The sequence below is a fragment of the Paenibacillus pedocola genome, assembly GCF_031599675.1.
GTDB classification, from domain to species: Bacteria; Bacillota; Bacilli; order Paenibacillales; family Paenibacillaceae; genus Paenibacillus_AQ; species Paenibacillus_AQ pedocola.
The window spans coordinates 621712-646284 of record NZ_CP134223.1 but is presented as its reverse complement, the minus strand read 5'-3'; the positions used below and the strand labels follow the sequence as shown (position 1 = coordinate 646284).

22 protein-coding genes and 1 pseudogene are annotated in these 24573 nt (G+C 52.5%); 7 read left to right on the top strand and 16 right to left on the bottom strand.

Translation table 11 applies throughout. From position 1 onward, the window contains the following. The first annotated feature begins 97 nt into the window (after nucleotides 1–97). Entirely contained in the window at nucleotides 98–1138 is a 1041-nt protein-coding gene (locus QU597_RS02875; protein WP_310831282.1) for an alpha/beta hydrolase, read from the top strand. 177 nt (nucleotides 1139–1315) lie between these two features. Next, nucleotides 1316–2500 (top strand): Fe-Mn family superoxide dismutase, encoded by a 1185-nt coding sequence (locus tag QU597_RS02870; protein WP_310831281.1) that lies wholly within the window; start codon nucleotides 1316–1318, stop codon nucleotides 2498–2500. Nucleotides 2501–2633: 133 nt separating this feature from the next. On the opposite strand, the gene folE is transcribed toward QU597_RS02870, so the two are convergent. The 5 genes and pseudogenes from folE to QU597_RS02845 form a co-directional block, all read right to left on the bottom strand. Continuing rightward, entirely contained in the window at nucleotides 2634–3227 is a 594-nt protein-coding gene (gene folE / locus QU597_RS02865) for a GTP cyclohydrolase I FolE (RefSeq protein WP_236335864.1), read from the bottom strand. 46 nt (nucleotides 3228–3273) lie between these two features. Then, on the bottom strand, nucleotides 3274–3525 hold the full coding sequence (locus QU597_RS02860) for a YneF family protein (protein WP_310831280.1): 252 nt from the start codon (nucleotides 3523–3525) through the stop codon (nucleotides 3274–3276). Nucleotides 3526–3627: 102 nt separating this feature from the next. Beyond that, nucleotides 3628–5392, bottom strand: a pseudogene (gene queG / locus QU597_RS02855) (tRNA epoxyqueuosine(34) reductase QueG). Between the two features lie 52 nt (nucleotides 5393–5444). Further along, complete coding sequence (gene lepB, locus QU597_RS02850; RefSeq protein ID WP_310831279.1) at nucleotides 5445–6062, bottom strand: signal peptidase I; 618 nt, start codon at nucleotides 6060–6062, stop codon at nucleotides 5445–5447. Nucleotides 6063–6261: 199 nt separating this feature from the next. Then, nucleotides 6262–6681 carry a GNAT family N-acetyltransferase gene (locus QU597_RS02845; RefSeq protein ID WP_236335856.1) on the bottom strand — a complete coding sequence of 140 codons (420 nt, stop codon included), beginning with the start codon at nucleotides 6679–6681 and terminating at the stop codon, nucleotides 6262–6264. 597 nt (nucleotides 6682–7278) lie between these two features. On the opposite strand from QU597_RS02845, the gene QU597_RS02840 reads away from it, so the two are divergent. Next, complete coding sequence (locus tag QU597_RS02840) at nucleotides 7279–7887, top strand: superoxide dismutase (RefSeq protein ID WP_054943040.1); 609 nt, start codon at nucleotides 7279–7281, stop codon at nucleotides 7885–7887. A 436-nt stretch (nucleotides 7888–8323) separates the two neighbouring features. Here the strand turns inward: QU597_RS02840 and mutY are convergent, their stop codons facing one another. Both mutY and acpS read right to left on the bottom strand, forming a co-directional pair. Then, complete coding sequence (mutY, locus tag QU597_RS02835) at nucleotides 8324–9562, bottom strand: A/G-specific adenine glycosylase (RefSeq protein ID WP_310833212.1); 1239 nt, start codon at nucleotides 9560–9562, stop codon at nucleotides 8324–8326. A 53-nt stretch (nucleotides 9563–9615) separates the two neighbouring features. Further along, the gene (gene acpS, locus QU597_RS02830) at nucleotides 9616–10032 is read right to left on the bottom strand and encodes a holo-ACP synthase (protein WP_310831277.1); all 417 of its coding nucleotides are present in this window, start codon (nucleotides 10030–10032) and stop codon (nucleotides 9616–9618) included. A gap of 240 nt (nucleotides 10033–10272) precedes the next feature. Between acpS and QU597_RS02825 the strand changes: the two genes are divergently transcribed. Then, the gene (locus tag QU597_RS02825) at nucleotides 10273–11106 is read left to right on the top strand and encodes an alpha/beta hydrolase family protein (protein WP_310831276.1); all 834 of its coding nucleotides are present in this window, start codon (nucleotides 10273–10275) and stop codon (nucleotides 11104–11106) included. An 81-nt stretch (nucleotides 11107–11187) separates the two neighbouring features. Here the strand turns inward: QU597_RS02825 and nadE are convergent, their stop codons facing one another. From nadE to QU597_RS02810, 3 genes are all read right to left on the bottom strand, one after another. Further along, a complete protein-coding gene (gene nadE / locus QU597_RS02820) occupies nucleotides 11188–11997 on the bottom strand; it encodes an NAD(+) synthase (protein WP_310831275.1) in 810 nt (269 codons plus the stop codon). A 99-nt stretch (nucleotides 11998–12096) separates the two neighbouring features. Next, on the bottom strand, nucleotides 12097–12531 hold the full coding sequence (locus QU597_RS02815) for a BrxA/BrxB family bacilliredoxin (RefSeq protein WP_206103017.1): 435 nt from the start codon (nucleotides 12529–12531) through the stop codon (nucleotides 12097–12099). A gap of 121 nt (nucleotides 12532–12652) precedes the next feature. Beyond that, nucleotides 12653–14146, bottom strand: coding sequence for a two-component system sensor histidine kinase NtrB (locus QU597_RS02810; RefSeq protein WP_310831274.1), 1494 nt, complete (start codon nucleotides 14144–14146; stop codon nucleotides 12653–12655). 387 nt (nucleotides 14147–14533) lie between these two features. On the opposite strand from QU597_RS02810, the gene QU597_RS02805 reads away from it, so the two are divergent. Then, nucleotides 14534–15796, top strand: a complete 1263-nt coding sequence (locus tag QU597_RS02805; protein WP_310831273.1) for a BaiN/RdsA family NAD(P)/FAD-dependent oxidoreductase — start codon at nucleotides 14534–14536, stop codon at nucleotides 15794–15796. 87 nt (nucleotides 15797–15883) lie between these two features. Here QU597_RS02805 and QU597_RS02800 read toward each other — a convergent pair whose 3' ends face one another. The 3 genes from QU597_RS02800 to QU597_RS02790 all read right to left on the bottom strand — a co-directional run bounded on the left by QU597_RS02800 (nucleotide 15884) and on the right by QU597_RS02790 (nucleotide 19292). Continuing rightward, entirely contained in the window at nucleotides 15884–17197 is a 1314-nt protein-coding gene (locus QU597_RS02800) for an ABC transporter permease (RefSeq protein ID WP_310831272.1), read from the bottom strand. After that, complete coding sequence (locus QU597_RS02795) at nucleotides 17176–17907, bottom strand: ABC transporter ATP-binding protein (protein WP_310831271.1); 732 nt, start codon at nucleotides 17905–17907, stop codon at nucleotides 17176–17178. Before QU597_RS02795 ends, QU597_RS02800 begins: the two co-directional genes overlap by 22 nt. A gap of 71 nt (nucleotides 17908–17978) precedes the next feature. Beyond that, nucleotides 17979–19292, bottom strand: coding sequence for an MFS transporter (locus tag QU597_RS02790; protein ID WP_310831270.1), 1314 nt, complete (start codon nucleotides 19290–19292; stop codon nucleotides 17979–17981). 369 nt (nucleotides 19293–19661) lie between these two features. Here QU597_RS02790 and QU597_RS02785 point away from each other — a divergent pair, with 369 nt between their 5' ends. Next, a complete protein-coding gene (locus QU597_RS02785) occupies nucleotides 19662–20129 on the top strand; it encodes a MarR family winged helix-turn-helix transcriptional regulator (protein WP_054943051.1) in 468 nt (155 codons plus the stop codon). Nucleotides 20130–20276: 147 nt separating this feature from the next. On the opposite strand, the gene QU597_RS02780 is transcribed toward QU597_RS02785, so the two are convergent. Then, the gene (locus tag QU597_RS02780) at nucleotides 20277–20831 is read right to left on the bottom strand and encodes a GNAT family N-acetyltransferase (protein WP_310831269.1); all 555 of its coding nucleotides are present in this window, start codon (nucleotides 20829–20831) and stop codon (nucleotides 20277–20279) included. Nucleotides 20832–21010: 179 nt separating this feature from the next. Then, a complete protein-coding gene (locus QU597_RS02775) occupies nucleotides 21011–21310 on the bottom strand; it encodes a hypothetical protein (protein ID WP_310831268.1) in 300 nt (99 codons plus the stop codon). Between the two features lie 208 nt (nucleotides 21311–21518). Between QU597_RS02775 and msrC the strand changes: the two genes are divergently transcribed. Continuing rightward, a complete protein-coding gene (gene msrC / locus QU597_RS02770; RefSeq protein WP_310831267.1) occupies nucleotides 21519–21998 on the top strand; it encodes a free L-methionine (R)-S-oxide reductase MsrC in 480 nt (159 codons plus the stop codon). A gap of 89 nt (nucleotides 21999–22087) precedes the next feature. On the opposite strand, the gene QU597_RS02765 is transcribed toward msrC, so the two are convergent. Further along, on the bottom strand, nucleotides 22088–24517 hold the full coding sequence (locus QU597_RS02765; protein ID WP_310831266.1) for a glycogen/starch/alpha-glucan phosphorylase: 2430 nt from the start codon (nucleotides 24515–24517) through the stop codon (nucleotides 22088–22090). Nucleotides 24518–24573 lie beyond the last annotated feature (56 nt).

Genomic DNA, 24573 nt, shown 5'->3' with positions numbered 1-24573 from the left:
AGTTTACAGTTAGATTACAAAACGAGCGAATTCATTGACATTGCCGGGCCATGACCCTACGATTAAACATATGAACTATTTTCTAGGAGTGGACGTTATGGATCTGGCAACTACACGAACTGGCACGCCTGTCTCCCGTAAGCCTGATAAGCAAAAGCCAGGTGCAGCACACCAGCTTTCTCTGCGGATGATTCGCGTTAAACATATTGTTGTAGCGCTTTTATTGTCGATATTTTTCTTTTTTGTCTTCTGCTTCATTGCACTCCATGCCTATATCGCCTGGGTGCTGTCCAATCCGACGGTAGCCCCTCTCTATTCCACACCTATGATCGCCAAAGGGCTGGAGTATGAGGATGTGACCTTCCCTGCACTGGATGGCAGCCGTACGATGCAGGGCTGGTACATTCCGTCCGAAGGCGCCACCAAGACTATCGTCTTCAGCCATGGGTACGGGGCCAACCGTGAAGAGACCTGGGTTCCGATGTATGACTTGGCACACTATGCGCACAGCCTGAATTTCAATGTTGTCATGTTCGACTACGGCTTTGCTTCCCAGACTAACAAGGACATTGCAACCGGCGGCAAAAAAGAATCCCAGCAGCTGCTCGGGGCCATAAAATTTGCCAAAGATAGGGGAGCCAGCGAGATCGTCGTCTGGGGCTTCTCGATGGGTGCAGGAACTGCACTCCAGGCGGGACTTGTGACGAAGGATGTCGATGCGATGATTCTGGACAGCACCTTCCTGCTGGAGCCGGACACGCTCTACCATAATATCAAGCAGAATATCAACCTTCCACGCCAGCCTTCTCTTGAGATTATGGAAATGCTGTTTCCCGTGCTGAACGGTACAGGACTGAATCAGATTCCCTATTCCAAGGTAAAAAAACAGGACTATGCCTTCCCGATTCTGTTCATGCACGGCACCCTGGATGACAAGGCACCTTATCCGATTGCGGAGGAGCTGGCAGCAAACCAGAGCAATCCGTACTCCGATTCATGGATTATAGAAGACAGCCACCATGAGCTGCTCTTCCGTGAGCATCCCCGCGAGTACCTGCGGCGTGTCTCCGCCTTTCTCGGCAATGTCCAGCTGGCCAAATCTCAGGAGAACAGCCAGACATCGACCGCAAGCAAATAATCACTGAATCCTTAGGCGAAATAGCGCACAGAGTGTATTGAAAAATACGGCTCTGTGCGTTTTTGTTATTCTTTTTTTGTCAGCAGGCGCTCCCGCCGTACCCGTTAACTCTCATAACCTCCCTTTTATGCTCATATACTGAAGCGTTAATGAATCATGACGGGAGGTCTGCCAGCAATGCTATATATCTACGGGCCGCTGCTGCCTGTGCGCATTCTCGAGGAAATTATTTTCTGGAAAACCCAGGAGAAGGAGCATACCGAGGTCATCAAAGCGATTGTTCCGAACCTGGAGGAGCCTTACGTCAGACTGCTGGACGAATGGGCTGTGGTCTTTGGAGCTACAGAGCAGGCCGCACGGCGGCTGCTGGAAGCTTCGCTCGGCCCCTCACCAGCCGGACATCCAGCACTTGCCGCCGAAACGGAACAGCTGGTGCACACCTCCTGCGCCCAATCCCGCGAGTTCATCCGCCAGCTGAACGCCCTGCGGGAAGCAAGCAAAGCTGTAAAGGCCCAGCCCCTTGCCGGAACAGTGCTCCTGCATATTATCCGCGAGTCCGAGTATTTCCTTGCTGTGCTGGGAACGCTGAACACCCCGGGACAGGTCGCCGGACTCATGCGGAATGCAGCCGTGGATCAGCCAGCTCCGCTCCCCTTGGATAACAGGACGGACGGCCCGGGCGGTCAGGAGCAGGCAGGGCTCAATGCTTCGCCGCCCGAAGCCCGAGAAACGGGCAGTGTACCTATCGGCGGTCACACCTTGCCTCCGCTTCCCTATGCCTATAATGCACTGGAGCCTTACATTGATGAAAAGACAATGACTATCCATCATGACAAACACCACAAAAGCTATGTAGACGGACTGAACAAAGCGGAAATTAAGCTGGCAGAAGCCCGTAAAAGCGGTGATTTTGACCTCGTTAAGCATTGGGAACGGGAGCTGGCCTTCAACGGTGCCGGTCATTATCTGCATACGATCTTCTGGAATGTCATGTCGCCTCAAGGCGGCGGACGCCCCACCGGAGCGCTGCTTGATGGCATTGAGCGCAGCTTCGGCAGCTATGACGCCTTCAAGACACAGTTCAGCGAAGCGGCGGGTAAGGTTGAAGGCGGCGGCTGGGCCATTCTCGTCTGGAGCCCGCGCAGCCGCAGGCTGGAAATACTGACCGCTGAGAAGCACCAGAATCTATCGCAATGGGATGTGGTTCCGCTGCTGGCTCTGGATGTCTGGGAGCATGCCTATTACCTTAAACACCAGAGTGACCGGGCGGGCTATATTAAAGACTGGTGGAAGGTCGTCAATTGGCCTTACGTCTCTGAGCGTTATGCCGCAGCCCGCAAGCTGATGTGGCAGCCCTATTAAGCTGATCGTGCCGCAGGCTCCGGTCTAGCCGCTAGCAGCCGCTTCCCAAGCGCACCCAAAAAGCCCGTCCAACACCGTAGTGTCGGGCGGGCTTCCCTAAGTTGATGCGAATCCGGTTTATGCCTTATCCGCTCTATTCTTTAATCAAGGCCAGGAACTCTGCGCGTGCAGAAGCATCTTCACGGAAAGAACCTCTGGTCGCCATGGTTACCGTCTTGCTGCCGGGTTTCTTCACCCCGCGGGAGCACATGCACAGATGTTCCCCCTCCACAACTACCATCACACCATGCGGGCCCAGCACCTCTACCATAATGTCCGCAATTTGCGCTGTAATGCGTTCCTGCACCTGCAGGCGCCGGCTTACAGCCTCCACCAGCCGGGCCAGCTTGCTAAGCCCGGCAATATGTCCGCTTGGAACATAGCCGATATGCACCTTGCCGAAGAAAGGGGCCATGTGATGCTCACACTGGCTGTAATAGACGATATCTTTTACAATGACCAGTTCTTCATGAGACTCATCAAATGTTACACCGAGCGCCTCGCGGGGATCTATTGAATAACCGCCAAATATCTCCTCGTACATCCGCGTGACTCGTGCCGGCGTTTCCAGCAATCCTTCACGGCTGGTGTCTTCTCCGATTAATTCCAATATTTTCGCAACGTGGTACTCGATCTGCTCACGGTTCGCCGAAACTTTGCCGTTCACGTATTCCTTGATGCCTCCCATGAAGCCTCCCCCTTCCGTCCGGTTTATCTCATTTATCCGGAACCGTTTATCTGCCTTTGCGGCCCTGTTTTGTTTTAGCAGCAGGAGCACGTCCAGGCTGATTATTGTTTTTGAGCATTTGCTGGGCACGCTGCATTTGCTTACCGTTCAGGTTATAGCCCATTTGTTTTGCAACCTTTTGCAGCATTTCAGGATCATTCTGCATCGTTGTCATTTGTCTGCGCAGATAGAAAACACCAATGGCAAATCCGCCGATCAGACCTACGACAAGCGTAATAATAGGTAATGCAATATTCATCTAAAGTCCACCTCTGCACTCTTTTGTCGGCATTGCCCGAATGGGCACGCGATTCTATCATAGCATTTCAACAACAGGACAGCAATTGGTAAATCCCATGAGTTAAAAGAGATAGATCCCGGTCTGGTCCCGTGCCGATTGCCCGGCTTCCAGCTCCAGCAGGCGGCTCTTAACCGCCAGGCCTCCGGCATAGCCCACAAGCGCACCTGCGGCTCCGATTACCCGGTGGCAGGGCACGATTACCGGCACGGGATTACGGTTATTCGCTCCGCCGACTGCGCGTACCGCCTGCCGGTTCCCGATCGCCAGCGCCATCTCTTTATAGGTAGCCGATTCACCGTAGGGAATCGTAAGCAGCGCTCCCCATACCTGACGCTGGAACGGCGTTCCGCGCATATCCAGCGGCAGTGTGAATTCCCGCAGCTCTCCGGCAAAATACGCTGTAAGCTGATGTTTGGCTTCGGCAAGCTTCTCTTCATCAGGCCTTAATTCCACTGCGCCGACCTGCAGCTTGAGCCATTTATTCATACTCTCCCGGGTCTCTGCGAGTGACCCGAACTTGATTAGGCACAGCCCCAGGTCTGTTGCACATAACGTCAAGGGACCAATCGGCGATTCCACCAGCTCACCGTAATAAACCGCCGTCCGGTTGCCGGCACTAGCCTCTGTAAGCTTATTCATCGGCTTTCTCCCCCCGGTTCAGCAGCTTATCCCGGGCCCTGATCAGCATCTCCCGCACCTCGGCAACCTCTTCACCCTGCAGCGCCTGTTCCACAGCCTCCAGCGCCTCCCTGCCGCCGATCTTACCCAGCGCCCAGGCTGCGGTTCCGCGCATCTCCGGACGGGTTTCCCGCAGGACAATCTCCGTAAGCTTCGGAACGGCGCCAGCCTCCTTGAAGTTTCCAAGGGCAATAACCGCATTCCGCTGGATCGGCTTCTTACCGCGCCAGGCCGCCGAGCTCATGCCGAATTTTTCTTTGAATTCACGGTTACTGAGTTCAAGAATCGGCAGGAGCAGAGGCTTTACAACCTCCGGATCCGGCTGCAGCTCGGGACGGTGGTTCCAGCTCTTGCCCCGGTTTTTGGGGCAGACAATCTGGCAGGTATCGCAGCCGTACAGGCGGTTGCCGATCTTCGTCATGTATTCCTCGCTCAGGAACCCCTTGGTCTGGGTCAAAAAGGAGATGCAGGCCTGGGCGTTAAGCTGTCCCGGTCCAACCAGGGCACCTGTAGGACAGGCATCAATACATTTCGTGCACTCTCCGCAGCCTTCCTCAACCGCAGCATCGGGAGGGAAAGGAATGTTCGTCACCATCTCCCCCAGGTAGATCCATGATCCCCATTTCGGAGAAATAATCGCGCAATTCTTGCCGCTGAAGCCGATTCCCGCCCGTTCCGCTACCGCCCGGTCCACCAGCACGCCGGTATCAACCATGCTTTCCATTACCGCCTCAGGTACGCGTTCACGGATGAAGCCTTCGAGCTTCTCCAGCGCCTCACGCAGCACATGGTGATAGTCACGGCCCCAGGAGGCCCGGGCGAGTATGCCGCGCCGCGCCCCGGGTTCCGACTTTGGCGGGTTCTCCATTTTGGAGGGATAAGCTACAGCAATTGCGAGAATAGACAATGGTTCACCGGACTTCAGCGCCGGGACTGTCCGTTTATCCAGATCCGGTTCTTCAAAGCCGGATTCATACCCCTTATCCCTGTGCTCCTGAAGAATGTTTTTCAAATATAGAAAAGGGTCGGCCGCAGCAAACCCGATATCGTCGATGCCAAGCTGAGGTGCCGCCGCCTTAATTTCAGCCTTCAGATGTTCCCACTTGGAGAGCGGCGGGGCATATGCTGACTGAGCTTTGTTGTTCATTTCCGCCTTCTCCTTTACTTGCTTCTTATTTATACGGCCTTACTATCCATTCTTACAATGAGCCCAGCTTAGACAGAGGCCACCAGATATACTCGGCCTTTCCAACGATGGATGACAGCGGGACAGGTCCAAAAAAGCGGCTGTCCTTGCTGGCTCCGGCATGGCGGTTGTCCCCCATAACAAAATAGGTCCCCTTCTCAACCGTCAGCGCCGGAAAATCGGAATCCTCAATCTCCGTATCAATATAGGGTTCATCCGCCAGTTCACCGTTTACGTATAGCTGATGCTCTTTTACTTCTATAATATCTCCCGGGATCCCGATCACCCGCTTCACCAGATATTCCTTACGGTCCGGCCCGGTACTGGGGTCATGAAGTACAATAACATCCCCCCGTCCGGGGGCTGCAAAGCTAAGGGTAATCTTATTAATGACCAGCTTCTCCCCTTCATACAGCGTAGGCTGCATGGAGTGGCCGATTACGGTCGAGACATTGAACACAAATATATTAAGCAGGGACATGACTGCAAATACAATTACGGCAGTGATGAGCCAGTTCCTTAGATCGATTATCCATTTAGGTCCCTGCCCTTTTCTGGAGCCGGTATGGGTGACAGAGCGGTATCTATGCTTGCGGCCACGCTTGAATTCTCCTTCAATTTCCCCGTTCATATGCCACCTTCTTGCCTCAAATGATAAATAAGGCCCTGCTGAAACTTTTGCCCGTAACAATAGAAAAGCATATCTCCCTGCCATTTGCAATGGACACCGGGAAGATATGCTTTAGTATAATGGAACAGACTATGCAAGTCGTCATAGTTCTCTATTCTAGTAAATGTTTCCGCTTTCGCCGCGCCGAAATCAAAGAAAGTTATCCGACGATGCTGAGCTTACGTACTGATTTGAAGATTTGATCCTCGTTATAACCCATTGCTTCATACAGCGGCAGTGCAAAGGCGTTATGCTCATCAACGGCTACAAAAATACCGCTGACCTTGCGTGCCTGGAACCTGTTCTCCATCGCCGATACCAAACTTCTGCCAATTCCTCTGCGGCGGTAATCGGGATGAATGGCAATGCGGAAATAACAGCCATGGTTCTTCTCGATCGTACCAATCAGCGCACCAACAATTTCTCCTTCTTCCTCAGCAACTACAATGAGATCGGAATCCCAAGAAAGCTGCCTGGAGAAAGGCTCGATCGTGCTCTCGAAACATTCTTCCGATAATGCGGTCTGCAGCAATTCAGTCACAGGGGTAACGTCGCTTAATTGAAAGGAACGAACGTGCATTCTTTAAAATCTCCCTTTTCTATGGCTTAGAATTTAACAAAAAGAAGGAGTTCCCGTAACAGTAAACAAAGAAAAAAAAGCATAAGAAAAACCCAATGGATGATTTCGAAGAAGTTACCGGATCCATCGTCTGAAGAGATTTTTCTCCTGGTTAAAGAAGTATTAACCGAATGTTAAGCGGCCCGAAACATCTTCAATGTTCAAAAATCGAGGAATACCTGCTTTTATCTCTATTAAAGCATACTTTCCTGGTGATATCATCATTTTTCTTTAGAAAGCGCTTTATATCAAGCGCTTTCATTGAACAACTTTACACAATTTCTTTTAAAAGGTAACTTTTCGTGTATAAATGTTCACACTTCGGGGGAATCTATATTTTTAACATAGCGTTAACACTTCCGGTCAGGTAATAGAGGGATTTACTTTACAAACATTTATGTTTGTTTAATGTTGCATTATTGTTCCAGATACGGTTTAATAAGAGTATCTTATTGGATACATACCCCATAAGACGCATCGGACATAAGGGGTTTTGACGTCAAGACCGCCAAAATTCTTTATCATACAAATTCTAATAAACTCAGGAGGGATTTTTCCATGGCATTTCAATTACCGGCACTTCCTTATCCGAACAACGCTCTCGAACCGCACATCGACGCATTGACGATGGAAATTCACCACGACAGACACCATAACACCTATGTGACGAACCTGAACGCTGCTCTGGAAAAGGCGCCTGAACTGCAAGACAAGAGCATCGAGGAACTCCTCACTGACCTGAACGCAGTACCTGAAGCGATCCGCACTGCAGTCCGTAACAACGGCGGCGGACACGCTAACCACACTTTGTTCTGGGAAGTAATTGGACCAAACGGCGGCGGCGCACCAACAGGCGCACTCGCAGCAGCCATTGATAGCGAACTGGGCGGCTTCGATAAATTCAAAGAAGATTTTGCTACTGCAGCAACTACCCGTTTCGGCAGCGGCTGGGCTTGGCTCGTTGTTAAAGACGGCAAGCTGGCTGTAACAAGCACACCTAACCAGGACAACCCGATCAGCGAAGGCGCAACACCAATCCTTGGCCTTGACGTTTGGGAGCATGCCTACTACCTGAACTACCAAAACAAACGCCCTGATTACATCAAAGCTTTCTGGAATGTAGTTAACTGGGAAGAAGTCGGCAAACGTTACGAAAGCGCAAAATAAGGTTCTGCAGCCTAAATAGCTGCCGCCTTCCTAGGCGCCTTATATTTCATAGTTTAAGCACAACGGCTGCACCGTCCGCTCAGGACCGGATGCAGCCGTTTTTATCTTAATTCAGAAATTTCAAATGGCCAGTCCAGAAGCTTGGTCAAATTAAGGTGCGCACCGATCTGTTGCACTTTCTGCAGCAGATATCCCTTTAATCGGCCGGTAAACTGATTCTATTGCACTTTGTACATTAGAAACATGTAATCCAGGTGTTTTTGACCCCTACTCCCAAAATCTGTTGCACCCAATACAACAGAATGCGGTTCGTAACAGATTAATGTGAAATCTGTTGCACAAAGTACAGTCATGAGGGTCAGAAAAGAGACAGTTCCCTGCCTCTGACAAGGGCCTTGCCGGCATTAGTGCCGGCAAGGCCCTCTTTTTATTCAGGCTACTGTTGCTGCTCTGCCTCATCGAAGTGACGGTTCAGCAGCTTAAGGAACACATTCGGAAAGGCATAATTGGCCATATCCTCACGGTTGATCCAGCGCACTGCGCCGCCGTCCTCCGGATGCCCGCTGCCGTCTTCAAACAGCTCCACAGGCAGCTCCGCAGCCGCCGCATAGGACGCCCGCGCTTCTGCCGCCAGCGGCAGCGCAAGGGCGTCCTCTTCCCTGCAGGTGTACACCTGCAGGGTCCACACAATATGGCTGAACGTATGCTCCGCAGCCGTCCAGTGCCCTTCAGGCCGGGCGAAAATCCCGGCCTGACGCAGGGACCGGCGCAGCCGGTCCAGCGCTGCCGCTTCCGGCAGCAGCGCGCCAGCAGCGCCGCCCTCCGCAGGCGGCGCCGGCCAATGCGGCAGCTCCCACATGCGGGCTAACAGCCCGCTCTGTGGCCGCTGCCGGATCAGCACCCGGCCGGCGTGCTCGCCGCTGCCGGTCACCAGGGCCGCCAGCCGCTCCTCGGGGCGCGGCGGCTTGGCCTTGGTCTTGACGGGCAGCGAGGTCTCGCAGCCCGCCAGGCGCGCAGCGCAGTGCTCCATCACCGGGCAGGGCAGGCAGCGCGGTGATTTCGGCGTGCAGACCAGCGCGCCCAGCTCCATCAGCGCCTGATTGAAATGCGAAGCCTCCCCCTCCGGGATCAGCTCTGCCGCCAGGCGCTCCATCTTCACGCGGGTCGGTCCCTTGGCAATGTCGTCCTCCAGGAGGAAGTAGCGGGACAAGACCCGCATCACATTGCCGTCTACCGCCGGCTCAGGCCGGTTGAAGGCAATGCTGAGAATAGCTCCGGCTGTATAGGGGCCCACGCCCTTAAGCCCGAATACCGCATCGCGGTCATCCGGGACTTGTCCCCCGTACAGCTCCTTAACCTGCCGAGCTGCATGCTGCAGATTCCGGGCGCGCGAATAGTAGCCCAGTCCCTCCCAGCATTTAAGCACTTCTTCTTCCGGCGCATCCGCCAAAGACTCCACCGTCGGGAAACGCTCGATAAACCGGTTGAAATAAGGAATGACAGTGTCTACTCTCGTCTGCTGCAGCATAATTTCCGAGATCCAGATATAATACGGATTGCGGTGGCGCCGCCATGGCAAGTCCCGCTTCTGCCCATGATACCATTCCAGCAGATGCGAGCTGAAAAACAACTTTACGTCCTGCTCCTGCTGCTCCTGTTGTTCATGCGTTGTCATCATTTTTCTCCTTGCTTCTGTATTCTCAGTGTATCTATATTTTCAAACTCAATCTATATAGGCCGCTCTTTAGCTCCCTCTAAAATCCGCTCCACCACTGCAAACGTGGAGGCCAGCTCGCGGCTGTGGGTAATCGTAAGATGGATCCTGTACTCCTGTTCCTTCATGTCCAGCCTGGACCAGGCTTCTCCCGAGAGCGACACAGACGGCTTGCCGGAGGCGTCCGGCAGAATCTCAATATCCTGGAAGCCCACCTCGCGTCCGATGCCGCAGCCCAACGCCTTAACAATAGCCTCTTTAGCGGCAAACCGGCCGGCAACGAATTCAGCGAGGTTGCTCTTCCGCCCCTCTGCCAGTACCTGTTCCCCCGGTGTCAGAATGCGCCGGATGAGCCTTGCTCCTGATTCTCTTGTCATTACAGCACCGATACGCTGGATTTCCGCCACATCATGCCCGATTCCGTAAATCACAATCCCCGCTCCTTATGGACGTTTTGTCCCTAGCCGCCTCAATCTGATATCTATCCTTTACAGCTTTATTAATGGTATGATCTTCATGTATATTCTTGGTATATAGAATAGATTATAGTCTGAGATTCTTTATGCTATCTTAAAAGAAAAAGCCGCCAAAGTCTATCGGCCCGGCTTCTTCCCCGCATCATGACCTTCACCGAGGAATCTTAATTCGATAGAAGAGAGGGGGTTCGCCCGATGAACCGCAATTTCGAATTGCCTGCCGGAGAAGATGCTGTTTTGCGCTGCTCGCATTTCCCTGCCCAGAATAAGGCCAAAAGCCTGATTATCATCGCACACGGCTACAAGGGGTTCAAAGATTGGGGAATGTTTCCCTACGTTGCAGCTTCGCTCAGCCGGGAGCATGAAGTCATCTCCTTTAATTTCTCCCATGCCGGAATCGGCGGGGATCTGCAGAATTTCACCGAGCTGGAGAAATTTGCCCGCAACACCTATAACCGTGAAATTAAAGATATGGAAATTCTCCTCTCCTATCTGAGCCAGCATCATAAATTTGGTGCTCTGCCTCTGTTCCTGCTGGGACACAGCCGCGGCGGCGGCGACAGTCTGCTGTACGCACTGGATCATCCGGATGAGATTGCCGGAGTGATCTCCTGGAACGGAATCACGAACCTTGATTTGTTCACAGATGAACAAAAATACGAAATGAAAACGCTGGGCCGGAGTCATGTGCTGAATGGCCGCACAGGCCAGCAGATGCCGCTGGATGCTGTACTCATAGAGGATCTGGAGCGCCAAGCCGAACGATACAATATTCTCGAGCGGATGAAGTCAGCCCAGTTTCCGGCCATCCTGATCCAGGGGACAGAAGACAGTGAACGGCTGCGTCAGGGATCAGAGCAGTTAATTAAGCTCCGCCCTGATATCGAGTGGGTGCAAATCGCCGGAGGCAATCATACCTTCTGCACGGTCCACCCGTTTAACGGATCCACTCCGCAGCTGGAGCAGGCCATTGCTGCTTCGGAGGCTTTTATCCAACATACGCTGGCAGCCCGGAACCTCTCCTTGTAACTCTCTTTAGGAGCCGGCAACAACAAAACCGCCGTAAAGTGAGCTGCTGCGCACTTCGGCGGTTTTGGGTCATAAACAAAACTAAATACCCGGGATCACATTGCGCTTATGCGCGCTTCTCCGGTAGTAGCCCTCGAGCTTTTCTGCGGCCTCCGGGCTGATCTGCTTGCCCTCCAGATAGTCGCTGTTATCCTCATAAGTAATACCCAGCTCCGTTTCATCCGTCTGGCCCGGCCAGAGTCCCGCCGTCGGCGCCTTGGTCACGATCTCTTCCGGCACACCCAGATGGGCTGCGAGCTGGCGTACCTGCCGCTTGTTAAGTGAACTCAGCGGGGTAATATCAACGGCACCGTCGCCCCACTTCGTATAGAATCCGGTAATGGCTTCCGAAGCATGATCGGTTCCTACCACCAGCAGATTATTCTCAAAAGCGAGTGCATACTGCATCACCATACGTGTTCTCGCCTTGACGTTGCCCTTGCCCTGATGCGTAATATGACGATGCTGTCCCAGCGCCTTCAGGCTGTGCTCTACTTCAAGCGCGATCTCGTTAACAGCTTCCTCGATATTGGTCTCTACCTTGTGGGTCAGCCCAAACGCTTCAGCCACCGCATAGCTGTGCTCAATATCCTCCTGTTCACCGTAAGGCTGGAAAACACCGAGTGTAATATATTCTTTGCCTTCCTCGGCCGTCAGCTCATCTGTCGCCCGTTTGCATAAGCCTGCAGCCACCGCGCTGTCTACACCGCCGCTGATTGCAATCAGCAGCCCTTTTGCACCTGCCTGACGTACATAGGCTTTCAGGAAGTCTACCCGCCGCTCAACCTCTGCTTCTACATTAATAGCGGGCTTTACGCCCAACGCTGCAATAATCTCTTCTTGCAAGCTCACAACCATTCCCCGTTTCTGGTTTTTGCTTCTATGTCGAAAAAAATCCCGCCTGCAGCCGGACTGCCGGCCGCCGCGAGATCACGTTAATTTATTCCTTATTTACTGGCAAAGACGATTAAACACTTCTTTCAATTCAGCAGCGATTTCAGCCGCCGAGCGGTCTTCAACACCATGACGCTCAATAAAATGAACGAGCTCCCCATCCTTCATCAAAGCAATGGAAGGTGAAGAAGGCGGATATGGAGCGAAGTATTCACGTGCTTTGGCCGTGGCTTCCTTCTCCTGGCCCGCGAACACTGTGAACAGGTGATCCGGCAAAATTTCATTCTGCAAAGCTTGGGCTACACCGGGACGGCACTGGCCGGCTGCACAGCCACAGACAGAATTAACAACAACAAGCGACGTGCCCTTTGCGGTTGGAAGAGTGGCTTCCACCTCTTCTGGAGTCAACAACTCCTGAAACCCGATACTAGTCAGGTCATCACGCATAGGCTGAATCGAATCCCGCATATATTGATTAAATGACATGGACATTCTTCTGCACTCTCCTTTGCCTTATAAAGTGTTTGGTCAGGCTGCATTACCGCAGCACTTACTAACTTTATTATACATACATACCCTGTGAAAGCAAGGAATGCCGGCTAAGTCTGCATCATTACCCCGCCTGGCTCTCTTCCGCTTCAAAAGGAAAAGCAACTGTAAAAACAGTTCCTCTGCCAGGCACCGAATCTACCTTGATTGTGCCGTTATGGCGCTCGGCAATACTTAAGCAGAGAGACAGGCCAAGGCCTGTACCATGATTTTTAGTTGTAAAAAAAGGTGCAAATAAATTCCCGAGTTTATCTTGCGGAATACCGCTTCCTGTATCCTTAATCATCAATTCAGCCTTATTGCCATTCATTCGTGTCTCCAATGTGAGTACTCCCTTGGCATCCATTGCTTCCATTCCGTTGCGGGCCAAATTAAGGATCAGCTGCTTGATTTCCCTGACATTCAGCTTAAGCCGCGGCAGCGAAGGACTTAAGCTAAACTCAACACTCTGGCCGCGCAGATTGGCATCCGCCCAGATGAGAGGACCAAGTTCTTCTATTATAAGATGCAGCTGCACCTCTTCTTTATCCGAGATGCGGCTTTGGGCCAGTGACAGAAAATCATTAATAATTCCGTTGGCCCGGTCCAGCTCATCCATTACGATCTGATAATACGAATCAAGCTCCACGGGGCTTTTCTCTCTCATGAGCTGTAAGAACCCGCACACCACCGCCATGGGATTGCGGATTTCATGAGTGATACCGGCCGCCATCTGCCCTACCAGAGTCAGACGCTCCACATTGTCCAGCTCGGTGCGGATTTTCTCTTCCTCCGTCACATCCTGAACAATCATTACTACTCCGTCCGGAGGTTCGGTACCTTGCTGGAGCGGGGCGGTATAGATTTGATAAGTATAGCTGCCGCACTTTATTTTGGCATTGGAGCGCTGTTTGTTGTAGAAAATTTCCTGAAGCTGGGCATAGGTCTGCTTATCCACGCTGTCCCCGAACAACACCGACGCCGGCCGGGAAAGAATCATCTCTCTAGTGAAATCGGGATAATGCCGGTGAACCAGCTTCAGCATGAATTCATTAAGCTCTGTTACATAGCCCCGTCCGTTCATTGACATTATATTCAGCTGTACGATATCAGTAACCTGCTCCAGCTTCTTCGATTCCCACATGAATCTCTCAGAGATTCCATTCATCTTATCCTTAATCTGAACCTTATCCCAAGCGGTTTCGATAAAGTAGACCAGAAGACTGCCGAGCAGAAGCGTAGTGAACAGATACAGCGTAACCAGAAGGGATTCGGGTGAATAGCTCTCAAATGCACGAACCCCCTTCATTTTGGGAACCAGGACTATAAATAGCATACTTGGGAACAGCACGACCCAAAGTATAATTATTTTCTCTATAAGCTTAACTTCTTTAAAAAGGCGCGTTAAGCCGAAAAGCAGCGGATACAGCAGGATACCTGTATTAATGACCATATCGCTGAGTCCGGACGGCTCCGAGAACAAAGCGGTGCTCAGCAAAAAAAAGACAGCCAAGCATATTCCGGAAAGGCTGTTGCCATATAGAATACCAATGTAGGCTGGTAAGATCGCCAAATTCAAATAAACTTCTCCGACTAATGTCGTTGAAAGGATTGTACTGAAGGTAATACTAAGCGCACAGGTGATAATCAAAAATGTCTGATCATCGGGAAACCGCCGATTTCTCCGGGCCATCAGACCTTTATCCAGCCACCATTGAAACAGAAATAAAAAGGAGCAGGCAGCCGATATTTGCACTAAGATATCCTTTACCGCATTAATAATTGCAATCACTCCCTGAGTTTAACAATTACCCTTTCCACTAAGATTAAAGCACAGCCAGACGTTTCTGACAACGATAACTGCATGCCGGGGCAGCTGCTCTGGATACGCCCTGCCGTAGGTGGTATGATGCCGTTAGTAGAGATGGAAATCCGCACAACCTGAAGCATATAAAGGAGAAGATTCATGAGTAACTATGATGTAATCGTCATTGGAGGCGGCCCCTCCGGGCTGATGGCTAGCGTAGCCGCAGCAGAGCACGGTGCCTCCGTGCTGCTGATTGATAAAGGGGGCAAGCTTGGCCGGAAGCTGGGAATTTCGGGCGGCGGACGCTGCAACGTCACCAACGTTAAGGAAACCTCAGAGCTGATCGCCCATATCCCCGGCAACGGCCGGTTTTTGTACAGCGCATTCGATCATTTTAATAACCGTGATATTATCGAATTTTTTGAGAATCTGGGGATTGCCCTTAAGGAGGAGGATAACGGGCGGATGTTCCCTGTATCCGACAAAGCCTCAAGCGTCGTCTCTGCACTTATTGGCAAGGTCCGGAGTCTCGGCGTTCAGATAATGACCAACAGTCCGGTACGGGAAGTGCTCTATGCGGAAGGTGCGGTACAGGGGGTACGGCTGGAATCAGGACAAGCCTTCGGCGCTGCGGCCGTGATTATTGCCACCGGCGGTAAATCCGTACCCCAGACCGGTTCCACTGGAGACGGCTATCCGTGGGCTGAGGCAGCGGGACATACGATTACGGAGCTTTTCCCGACAGAAGTGCCCATCGTTTCACGCGAGGAATGGATCAAGTCAGGCGATCTGCAGGGGTTGTCTCTGCGCGATGTGACACTTTCCGTCTGGAATCCCAAAGGCAAAAAGCTCATCTCCCACCGCGGAGATATGATCTTTACCCATTTCGGGTTGTCCGGTCCGATTGCCCTGCGCTGCAGCCAGTTTCTGCGCCAGGTCCAGCGTAAAACGGGAACCGATGCCGTGGAGTTGTCCATTGACCTGTTTCCTGACCACCAGCCGCAGGAAGTGGAGTCCCAGCTGCTGCACAAGCTCGAGCTGGAGCCCAAAAAAGCGATCCGCAACTCGCTGAAGGGGCTGCTTCCCGAGCGCCTGATTCCGCTTCTGCTGTCCAAAGCCGGGCTGGACGGGGATCTTACCGGCCATCATCTGCCCAAAAGCGGACTGCAGTCTCTAGCAGCCCTTCTGAAGCGGATGCCTGTTATTGCACACGGCACCCGTTCTCTGGCTGAGGCCTTTGTGACCGGCGGAGGCGTCAACCTGAAGGAAATCGATCCAAAAACCATGGAATCGAAGCTTACCCAAGGCCTCTACTTCTGCGGGGAAGTGCTGGATATCCACGGATACACCGGCGGCTACAACATTACCGCCGCTTTCTCCACAGGTTATACGGCAGGCAAACATGCTGCCGGACATTTGTAGCCGTTCAGGCTCGACTGCCTTTCTTATATTCCAAAAAAAGCGTTGCTTGCGCAAGATCGCAGGCAACGCTTTTTTAGATTATACAGCTTAATGCTCTGTCAGGCGGATCGTGCTGAATATACGTGAAATGAAGACTCCCAGGCCATAGCCCAAAGGTGCAAAGAGCAGCAGTCCCAACCATCCATACAAAGGAATAAACACCACTGCGGAGCACACCACAGTATAGGGAAGGATCAGGATTTTAATTGCCTTTGAGCCGGCTTCAGCCTTTTGTGACTTGGTAAACGGCAGAATGCCGATGTAGTCATCTCCGGCAAAGAGCAGCCAGAAGGAGCTCAGCCAGTAGCACATTAATAAAGCCAACACCACGAGCAGGACCCACTTCAGAAAGGCCGGAGCAATAAATAACGCCCCCATGGATACCCCTGTGAATGCGAAATACAGCTTCAAATGCGCCGGATTGCGTACAAGAGCTTTGATTCCCGCTGCCGTGAAGCGGCTTTCGGGCAGTGTCGAGGACAGCAGCGGCTGCGATTTGCGGAAGATCCAGGGTCTGTACCGGGTGGGACGAGGCTTATCAAGTACCCCCCGCAGCAAGAGCCCTGCGATTCTCATCCGCTGCTTATAGTCTTCACGCACATCGCTGAGAAAGGTCCCGTGCAAGCGAAGGCGGTACCGGACTGCCCAGACGGTCACTGCCGCGTATACGGCTGAGGCAGCAAGCAGCAGTAGCGGGCTGTTCTCCCAGAGGAGGACCAGCCGGATGTAGATTCCGGAAGGTACAGTGACTGCGGGAATCAGCCACAGCCAGCGGCGGAAGCCCTGGCGCTGCACTTTGACGATATGCCCCAGCAGCTTGACGCTCCAACCGGCGGTTATGGTAAGCAGCAGCAGCGATCCGGCTGCTCCCGGGCTTAGGCCGTAGCCGCGGATGATAAAGGGCAGCAGAACGGCAAAGACAGCAGCAATTTTCAGTGTGGTGACAATAAGACTATAGATTATTCCGCGGAGGAGGATACTATTAATCCAGTTCTGCCGCTGTCTGAGGAACAGCAAATCGCCTTCCTGCAGCAGCAGCACCATTCCCCCGGTTACAAGCAGTATGGCAAACAGCAGAGGAATCATCATAAAGGGGAGGAACGATGTCCAGGCAGGCATGTCCCCTTTCCAGAATCCGTAATAGAAGCGTCCGCCCAGCAGGCTGCCGGGAATGATGATATAGAGCAGCACTGTCCAGTCCGCTGCGGTCCGGATAATCGCGGATTGCTCGCGCCAATGCGAGAACAGCCGCCGCCGGAACAGACGCGGACCCGTAGGGAACGCGTAGGCCGATCTGCTTTTCGGAGTATTCCTGTGTATTACCTCATTATTCCGTCCGCTCATGTTAATTCGTCGAAGCAATCAAACAACGACCCCTCCGGCAAATCCGCGATGTCGCGGATCTCCTCCAATGTGCCTGTTGCTGTCATTCTCCCTCCGGAAATCAGCACGAAGCTGTCGCAGATTTTCTCAGCGGTATCCAGCACATGTGTAGACATGAGCACGCCTGCACCACGTTGCCGCTCCGCCTCCAGCAGCCGAAGGAAATCCTTCGTGGCCCGGGGGTCAAGTCCGATAAACGGCTCATCCACAATGTACACATCCGGCTGGACCAGAAACCCGAGCATCAGCATCATCTTTTGCTTCATGCCCTTGGAGAAGCCTGCCGGCAGGTCGTCGCGCACATTGTCCATCCCGAATTGCTCCAAAAGCTTTCCTGCGGTTGCCTCGAACTTATCATAGGGCAGTCCGTACGCCGCAGCTGCCAGATCCAAATGCTCCCAGAGTGTCAGATCCTCATAGAACACAGGCTGTTCCGGCACATAGGCGTAGGACTTGTTCTCTCCGCCAATCGTTACCTTAGCTTTGGCATGCTTGAGCAGACCGAGCAGCGTTTTGATCGTCGTGCTTTTCCCGGCCCCGTTCGGGCCGATCAATCCCAGCAGTTCCCCCTGCCGGACCTGGAAGGATATACCTGATATCCTCATATCCCCCGCTTCATATCCGGCTTCATCAATGAGAACCTCCAATACGATTCCCCGTTCGTCCTCCACCTCATCTATCTCTTCCATGCAGCTTTCCATCTCCTAATGTTGAATACCCATTGTCCCGAATGAATCCGGGCTTTCTACCATTATACGAACTATGGCTGAGATACTTCAAACATTACTTGTGTGTCCAGCCCGCCCGCATTGTCCCTCTCCTCGATTCTGCTGCGCAGCATCAGCATTGCAAGGCCAAGCAGCGCGGCCAGTACACCCGAAAGAATGAATGCGGAAACCGGTCCCGAGGCTGTTACAAGTGCGCCACCGGCTACAGGGCCAAGAATGACCGCTGCGCTGGTCAGGCTGTTGACCGTGCCGAATACCCGCCCCGTGTAGGCTTCCGGTGTTCTCCGCTGCAGCATCGCGTAAAACGGGATAAAGACCAGTCCTGCCCCCGCTCCCGCGGCCGTAAACGAACTGAACAGCATGATATTCATCCATAAACCTGCTTCTCCGTATGCAGTCACCAGCGCGGCAGCAGTAAATACTGAACCCATAAGGACCGCACCGGCACTCATAAAGAGCAGCGGCCGCTTGCCCATCCGGCTGGAGACAAGGGCTGAGAGCAGCGTTCCCAAACCGCTCGCCGCCAGGCACCAGCCCAGCAAATCCCCGCTGATTCCGGGAATATCCCGGAACAGAGTCACCGTCTGGGAATCCGCAATCTGCAGTACCAGCAGTACCGTTACAAGCATGACCACCCCACCCAGCACCGCAGGCATTCCGGCAATCATCCGCAGTCCGCTACTCACTTCCCTGCGGAAGGATTTGCGGCCCTGAAGTTCCTCTGACGTATCTGTCCCTCTGTCCGTCCGGTATTTCCCGGCCTGCGGCACCGCCAGCAGAATGACTGCAGAAACCAGATAAGTAGCCGAGTCCAACACATAGCAGGCCGAGATCCCAAAAGCTGCAACAAGCAGACCGCCAAGCGCGGGGCCGATGATTTTGGTAATTTGCTCAATAGACGAGCTGAGGGCAATGGCTTGATCCATTTGCCCGGAAGGCACCAGTTCTTTGAGCTTCCCGCTTTTGGCCGGGGAGAACAGTACATCCAGAATTCCTTTGGCAATCAGCAAAAGGTAGACCTGCCACAACGAACCGGCAAATACGAGGCAGGCTACAATCCCCGCACGCGCAAGATCCGAGCCGATCATGATCGCCTTGCGGTCCATTTTGTCACTTAAATATCCGGCCAGCGGACCGCCAAGCAGCATAGGTACGGCCATGCACAGTGAGATTGCTGTAATCTCCCAAGGTGTAGCCTGCCATTTCAGGCCGACCATTGTCAGCAGCGCGAGCAGATGCAGCCAATCCCCTACATTGGAAATAAGCTGCGCGGACATCAGCAGCATAAACGGCCGGTTTGCTGTCAACTTTACTGCCTGCACTTCCGTATTATTAGATTCCTTCATCTTTTCCCCCACTCCCCTGCCACTATTCCTTATTTGTAATTTATAGTAAAGGAACCCGCGGCTCCCTTCATCAATCCCCGGTTGTAACTATATGCGGTGCCTGAGACTGAAAAGCTAATCAATCTACAGGCGGATAGCCAAAAAGGCATTCTTTTTTTGCAAAATTTAAGCACCGTCAAAAAATTGTTTGATTTTTAATAATTAAAAGTGTGCTCATTGTGACAAATCACATGTTCTTCATTCATTGTTTGACGTATTGTAAAGTTATCTTAAGTTTTACTGCACCTACGAAGCGTGCATACGGGCAATGATTCCAAAATGTGCGGGGAAACCCACACGATTAACGATAACGATAGAGGGTGGAGAAGCATGATACAATCCTATGAACGCGATACTCAATTAACGCTGCATTTGTACCGGGTTTTTGCCAAGTCTTTCAAAAGCATCAATGAGCATGCCGTTACCGGAAGCAAGATTGAAGGCTTCAATCCGACAGCATTCGCTGTGATGGAGGTTCTCTACTATAAGGGACCTCAGCCGATTCAGCAGATCGGTGCCAAACTGCTGCTGCAGAGCGGCAACGTTACTTACGTGATTGACAAGCTTGAAGAACGCGGATACCTGCAGCGCAAACCTTGCGCGAATGACCGGCGTGTTATTTTCGCTGAGCTGACAGCAGAAGGCGAACAGTTGATGAGCGAGATGTATCCGAAATATTCGGAACGCCTGCACCTGGCTTTCAGCGGTCTGAACGATGATGAGAAAGAACAGATGATCATTCTGCTAAAGAAGATGGGTCTCCAAGCTGAGAAGCTCTCGCCGCTGCCCCGCAAGTAGGATTGGCAGAGCGGATGTTGTGAATCTATTCACTATCTTTTTGACGGCTTGATTCCTGATGACAAGAAACGGCTGCACGGTCCCCTCTGGACTGTGCAGCCGTTTCTTCATGTGATCCGCCTATGGCTCATGACATCTCTCTCTACATTATAACTTCTCATCACGCAGCAGAGCGTAAAGGCTCACGTCCTGAAAACCTGAAGCGGTATGGCGGTATTGGCGCAGCAGGCCTTCCTGCGAAAAGTTCAGCGCCTGAAACAACCCGTGCGCCCGGATATTGCCGGGGTGGCATAAGGCTTCAATCCGGTTCAAGCCCATCGTGCCGAAGCCGAAGTCCAGCACAAGCTCCAGTGCTTCGCGCATATACCCTTGTCCCCAGCAGGACGGAGACAGCTCGCAGCCGATTTCTCCACGATAGGCTCCCGGCAGCTGCCATTGGTTATAGCCGCAGCTGCCGATAATCTCCCCATCCGGCAGGGTAATGCTCCAGCGCAGGCTCTCCTCCTCCCTGCCCATTTGCAGCAGAAGAGCGATCAGCTGCTCCGCATCCGTGACAGATGCCAGCGGCGGGGTGTCCAGCCAGGGGGCAACAGCAGGATGAGTCCATATCTCAAACAGCGCAGAAGCATGATCCGCAGCAATCGGCTGCAGCTCTATTCTTGTTCCGCCCAGTCTCGGTGCTACCCCACGGCTTAGATACAATACCCTCGTCCCCTTTCATTCTTATAAGTATACTTCATAGGTAAGGATTTTCTGCATTCCTCTCTCACAAAAAAAGCGCCGGCACCGGGCCATGGATCTCCCCTGATGCTGACGCTGTTCATTGCCTGAAAAATGGGCTTCGTTAAAGCTTGCCCGCTGCAGAAACTAGATGCACGGGCTTAGCCCGAGGCTTTCGCCGCTTTGGCCGGTGTAAGCACCTCGGAGCATAGTACCTGAAGCTTCACCTGAATATCCTTGAATTCCTCGATTCCCGTACCGGTGATACTAAAGGCATCACCATGGGCTGTCAGGAAATTCTCCTGAGTGAGCCGCTCCAGCTCCTGCTTCACTTCGCGTTCCGCTACCCGGTACCCCAGTTCCTCAAGTTCCGGCAGCATCTCCGATAATGTCAAGTCCCTCTCATGTGCAATATAAAGCATATGAATTCCTATGAACAAGTTCTGTACATCGGCGCGCATATTCCACTCCTTCCGGCCAAGAGCCTTCGATATAGTAAGCATTACCCTGGGAAGCGTATGGGGAAACACCGCTCCCGCTCCAGTTACGGTATCCCTTGTACCTTCTGCAAAAATCCGGTAATGCTTGACGTATCGAGTCTTGCTGTACTATGTTGTTAGTTACAGTTCTGGTTTCATACTGACTTCATGTACAGGAAGGTGATGCTTCATGTTTCAGGCGATGCCCTATGACGGGACACGCAGCGAGCGCTTTGAAGCAGTGCTGACGCAGCTTGCGGCACTGATGGAAGGCGAACCGAATGCTATTGCCAATCTGGCAAATGCTTCGGCATTGCTCAAATTCTCTCTACCGGATACCAACTGGACCGGTTTCTATTTATTTGACGGCAAGGAGCTTGTACTTGGACCTTTTCAGGGACTGCCCGCATGCATTCGCATTCCGCTGGGCCGCGGGGTCTGCGGAACAGCAGCTGAGGAACGCCGTACGCTTGTCGTAGACGATGTCCATGCCTTTCCCGGACACATTGCCTGCGATGCTGCATCGAACAGCGAAATCGTCGTTCCCCTCCTCAAAGAGGGCCGGCTGCTTGGCGTACTCGATATAGACAGTCCGCTTAAACACCGCTTTGACGATGAGGAACGGCGCTTTCTGGAACGGTTCGCAGAGATGGTTGCCGAAGTACTGTAGGCACCTTGAACAACATAAGGCCGTCACAGATGCAGGAATAACCTGCGCCTGTGACGGCCTCTTTGCTCTGGTACGGATCTGTTACCTCATTACTTAACCGGATTAATGTTCCAAATTTCAGTAGCATAGCGGCTGATCGTATTGTCACTGGAGAATTTGCCGGAGTGGCCAATGTTGATGATAGACTTCTTCAGCCATTCCTTCTGGTTACGGTACGCAAGATCGATCTTGACATGTGTCTCCACATAGCCGGCAAAATCTTTGAGTACAAAGAACTCATCATTATTGTCAACCAGTGATTGGTACAGCGTATCGAATTCCTGGGTATTGCAGCAAATAGGTCCCGGTGTCACCAGCTGGTCCAGCACCTCTTTGACGCGCCCGTCGCCATTATAGATATCGCGGGAGTGATATCCCCCGAACTGGTAGTAATCGAGCACCTGCTCCGCCCGCAGACCGAACAGGAACATATTGTTGTCCCCGACCATTTCATGCATTTCTACATTCGCCCCGTCCATGGTGCCGATCGTCAGTGCGCCGTTCATCATAAACTTCATGTTGCCCGTACCGGAGGCTTCTTTGCTGGCCGTAGAGATCTGTTCGCTCACATCGGCAGCAGGGATAATCTTCTCTGCCAGGGATACCGAATAATTCTCCAGGAAAAAGATACGGATTTTGCCCTTAATATCCGGATCTTTGTTGACGACATCAGCTACAGTGTTAATCAGCTTGATAATCCGCTTGGCCAAATGATAGCTTGGTGCTGCCTTAGCCCCGAAAATAAAGGTGCGCGGTACCATATCCATGGACGGGTTATCCTTAAGCTGATTGTACAGGTGCATAATATGCAGAATATTCAGCAGCTGGCGCTTGTAGGCATGCAGCCGTTTGACCTGGACATCAAAGATCGAATCGGGATCCACCTGGATGCCATGCTTCTTGGTGATGTATTCAGACAGGCGCAGCTTGTTGCGGCGTTTGATCGCAGCCACCTGCTCCTGGAAGGATCCATCCTCACAGTATTTGATCAGCCCAATCATCTCCTGCGGCTGATGAATCCAGCGGGTACCGATGGATTCATTGATGAGTCCAGCCAGCTCGGGATTGGCATGCAGCAGCCAGCGCCGGTGCGTAATCCCGTTCGTCTTGTTATTGAACCGGTGCGGATACATTTCATTGAATAACCGCATCTCCCGCTTCTGCAGAATCTCGGTGTGCAGCGCCGCTACCCCGTTAACACTGTGGCTCGCTACAATTGCCAGATGGGCCATGCGGACCTGATCATCATGAATGATCGCCATCTGGTTGATCCGGTTCTGATCACCGGGATATTTGCTCATCAGTTCGCCGCAGAACCGGGCATTGATTTCTTCAATAATCAGGAAGATACGGGGCAGCAGTTCCTTAACCATCCCCATCGGCCATTTCTCAAGCGCTTCGCTTAGAATGGTATGGTTCGTATAAGACACCATCCGTGTCGTCATGCTCCAGGCCTGATCCCAGCCGATACCGTGCACATCCATCAGAATCCGCATAAGCTCAGGGATAACCAGGGTAGGATGGGTATCGTTAATATGCAGCGCCACTTTGTCCGGCAATGACTCAATCGGTGCTCCGGTCTTGCTGAAGGTCCGCAGTATACTTTGCAGTCCTGCACTGCACAGGAAGTACTGCTGCTTCAGCCGGAGCAGCTTGCCTTCGTACTGCGAATCATCCGGATACAGGAATTCTGAGATGGATTCCACCGAACGTTTGTATTCCAGAAACTTATGATAGTCCGAGCCCGTCAGCGATCCGGACATCCGGGAAGCCAGTGTAATCGACTCCGCGCTCCAGTTGCGGAGTGTATTCACATGCTTACGGTCGGCACCAATAATCGGAACATCATAAGGGACCGCGCGTACCGCTTCATAATCCTTGTGGTCAAAGACCAATTCGCCGTTCTCTTCACGGGTTTCGATGCGCCCCCAGAACCGCACTTCTACCTGCTTGTCTTCCCGGCGCACTTCCCACACATTATCATTCTGCAGCCAATAGTCAGGCAATTCCACCTGGTAACCGTCCACAATCTTCTGCTCGAACAAGCCGTATTTGTAACGGATGCCGCAGCCATGCCCCGCATACTGCAGGGAAGCCAGGGAATCCAGAAAGCAGGCAGCCAACCGGCCCAGGCCGCCATTGCCGAGCCCTGCATCCGATTCTTCCTCCTCCACCTCCCGCAGATCGAACCCAAGCTCCGCAAGGCCATCGCGCACAACCTCAAGCACACCCATATTCAGCAGATTATTGCCAAGCAGGCGGCCGATCAGAAACTCCATAGAGAAATAGTAGACCTGCTTATCCTGATTGTTCTTATACTTCTGATTCGTCTCTGCCCAGTTCTTCCCCGCATTCTCACGGATCATATTACCGATAATATTGTACACTTCACCATTCGATGCTTCTTCCAGCGGCTTACCCAGTTTACCGATGAGTGTCTCGCGGAACACTTTTTTAAAGGTTTCTTTGTCGTTGAACAACAGCAGGTTCCTCCTGTCAGATGCATAATTTGTATGAAATACCTGGCCTCTATTGA

Coding starts and splice junctions, on each gene's coding strand:
- QU597_RS02875 (WP_310831282.1), top strand. CDS start 98: ATGGATCTGGCAACTACACGAACTGGCACGCCTGTCTCCCGTAAGCCT.
- QU597_RS02870 (WP_310831281.1), top strand. CDS start 1,316: ATGCTATATATCTACGGGCCGCTGCTGCCTGTGCGCATTCTCGAGGAA.
- folE (WP_236335864.1), bottom strand. CDS start 3,227: ATGGGAGGCATCAAGGAATACGTGAACGGCAAAGTTTCGGCGAACCGT.
- QU597_RS02860 (WP_310831280.1), bottom strand. CDS start 3,525: ATGAATATTGCATTACCTATTATTACGCTTGTCGTAGGTCTGATCGGC.
- lepB (WP_310831279.1), bottom strand. CDS start 6,062: ATGAACGGGGAAATTGAAGGAGAATTCAAGCGTGGCCGCAAGCATAGA.
- QU597_RS02845 (WP_236335856.1), bottom strand. CDS start 6,681: ATGCACGTTCGTTCCTTTCAATTAAGCGACGTTACCCCTGTGACTGAA.
- QU597_RS02840 (WP_054943040.1), top strand. CDS start 7,279: ATGGCATTTCAATTACCGGCACTTCCTTATCCGAACAACGCTCTCGAA.
- mutY (WP_310833212.1), bottom strand. CDS start 9,562: ATGACAACGCATGAACAACAGGAGCAGCAGGAGCAGGACGTAAAGTTG.
- QU597_RS02825 (WP_310831276.1), top strand. CDS start 10,273: ATGAACCGCAATTTCGAATTGCCTGCCGGAGAAGATGCTGTTTTGCGC.
- QU597_RS02815 (WP_206103017.1), bottom strand. CDS start 12,531: ATGTCCATGTCATTTAATCAATATATGCGGGATTCGATTCAGCCTATG.
- QU597_RS02805 (WP_310831273.1), top strand. CDS start 14,534: ATGAGTAACTATGATGTAATCGTCATTGGAGGCGGCCCCTCCGGGCTG.
- QU597_RS02795 (WP_310831271.1), bottom strand. CDS start 17,907: ATGGAAGAGATAGATGAGGTGGAGGACGAACGGGGAATCGTATTGGAG.
- QU597_RS02790 (WP_310831270.1), bottom strand. CDS start 19,292: ATGAAGGAATCTAATAATACGGAAGTGCAGGCAGTAAAGTTGACAGCA.
- QU597_RS02785 (WP_054943051.1), top strand. CDS start 19,662: ATGATACAATCCTATGAACGCGATACTCAATTAACGCTGCATTTGTAC.
- QU597_RS02775 (WP_310831268.1), bottom strand. CDS start 21,310: ATGCGCGCCGATGTACAGAACTTGTTCATAGGAATTCATATGCTTTAT.
- msrC (WP_310831267.1), top strand. CDS start 21,519: ATGTTTCAGGCGATGCCCTATGACGGGACACGCAGCGAGCGCTTTGAA.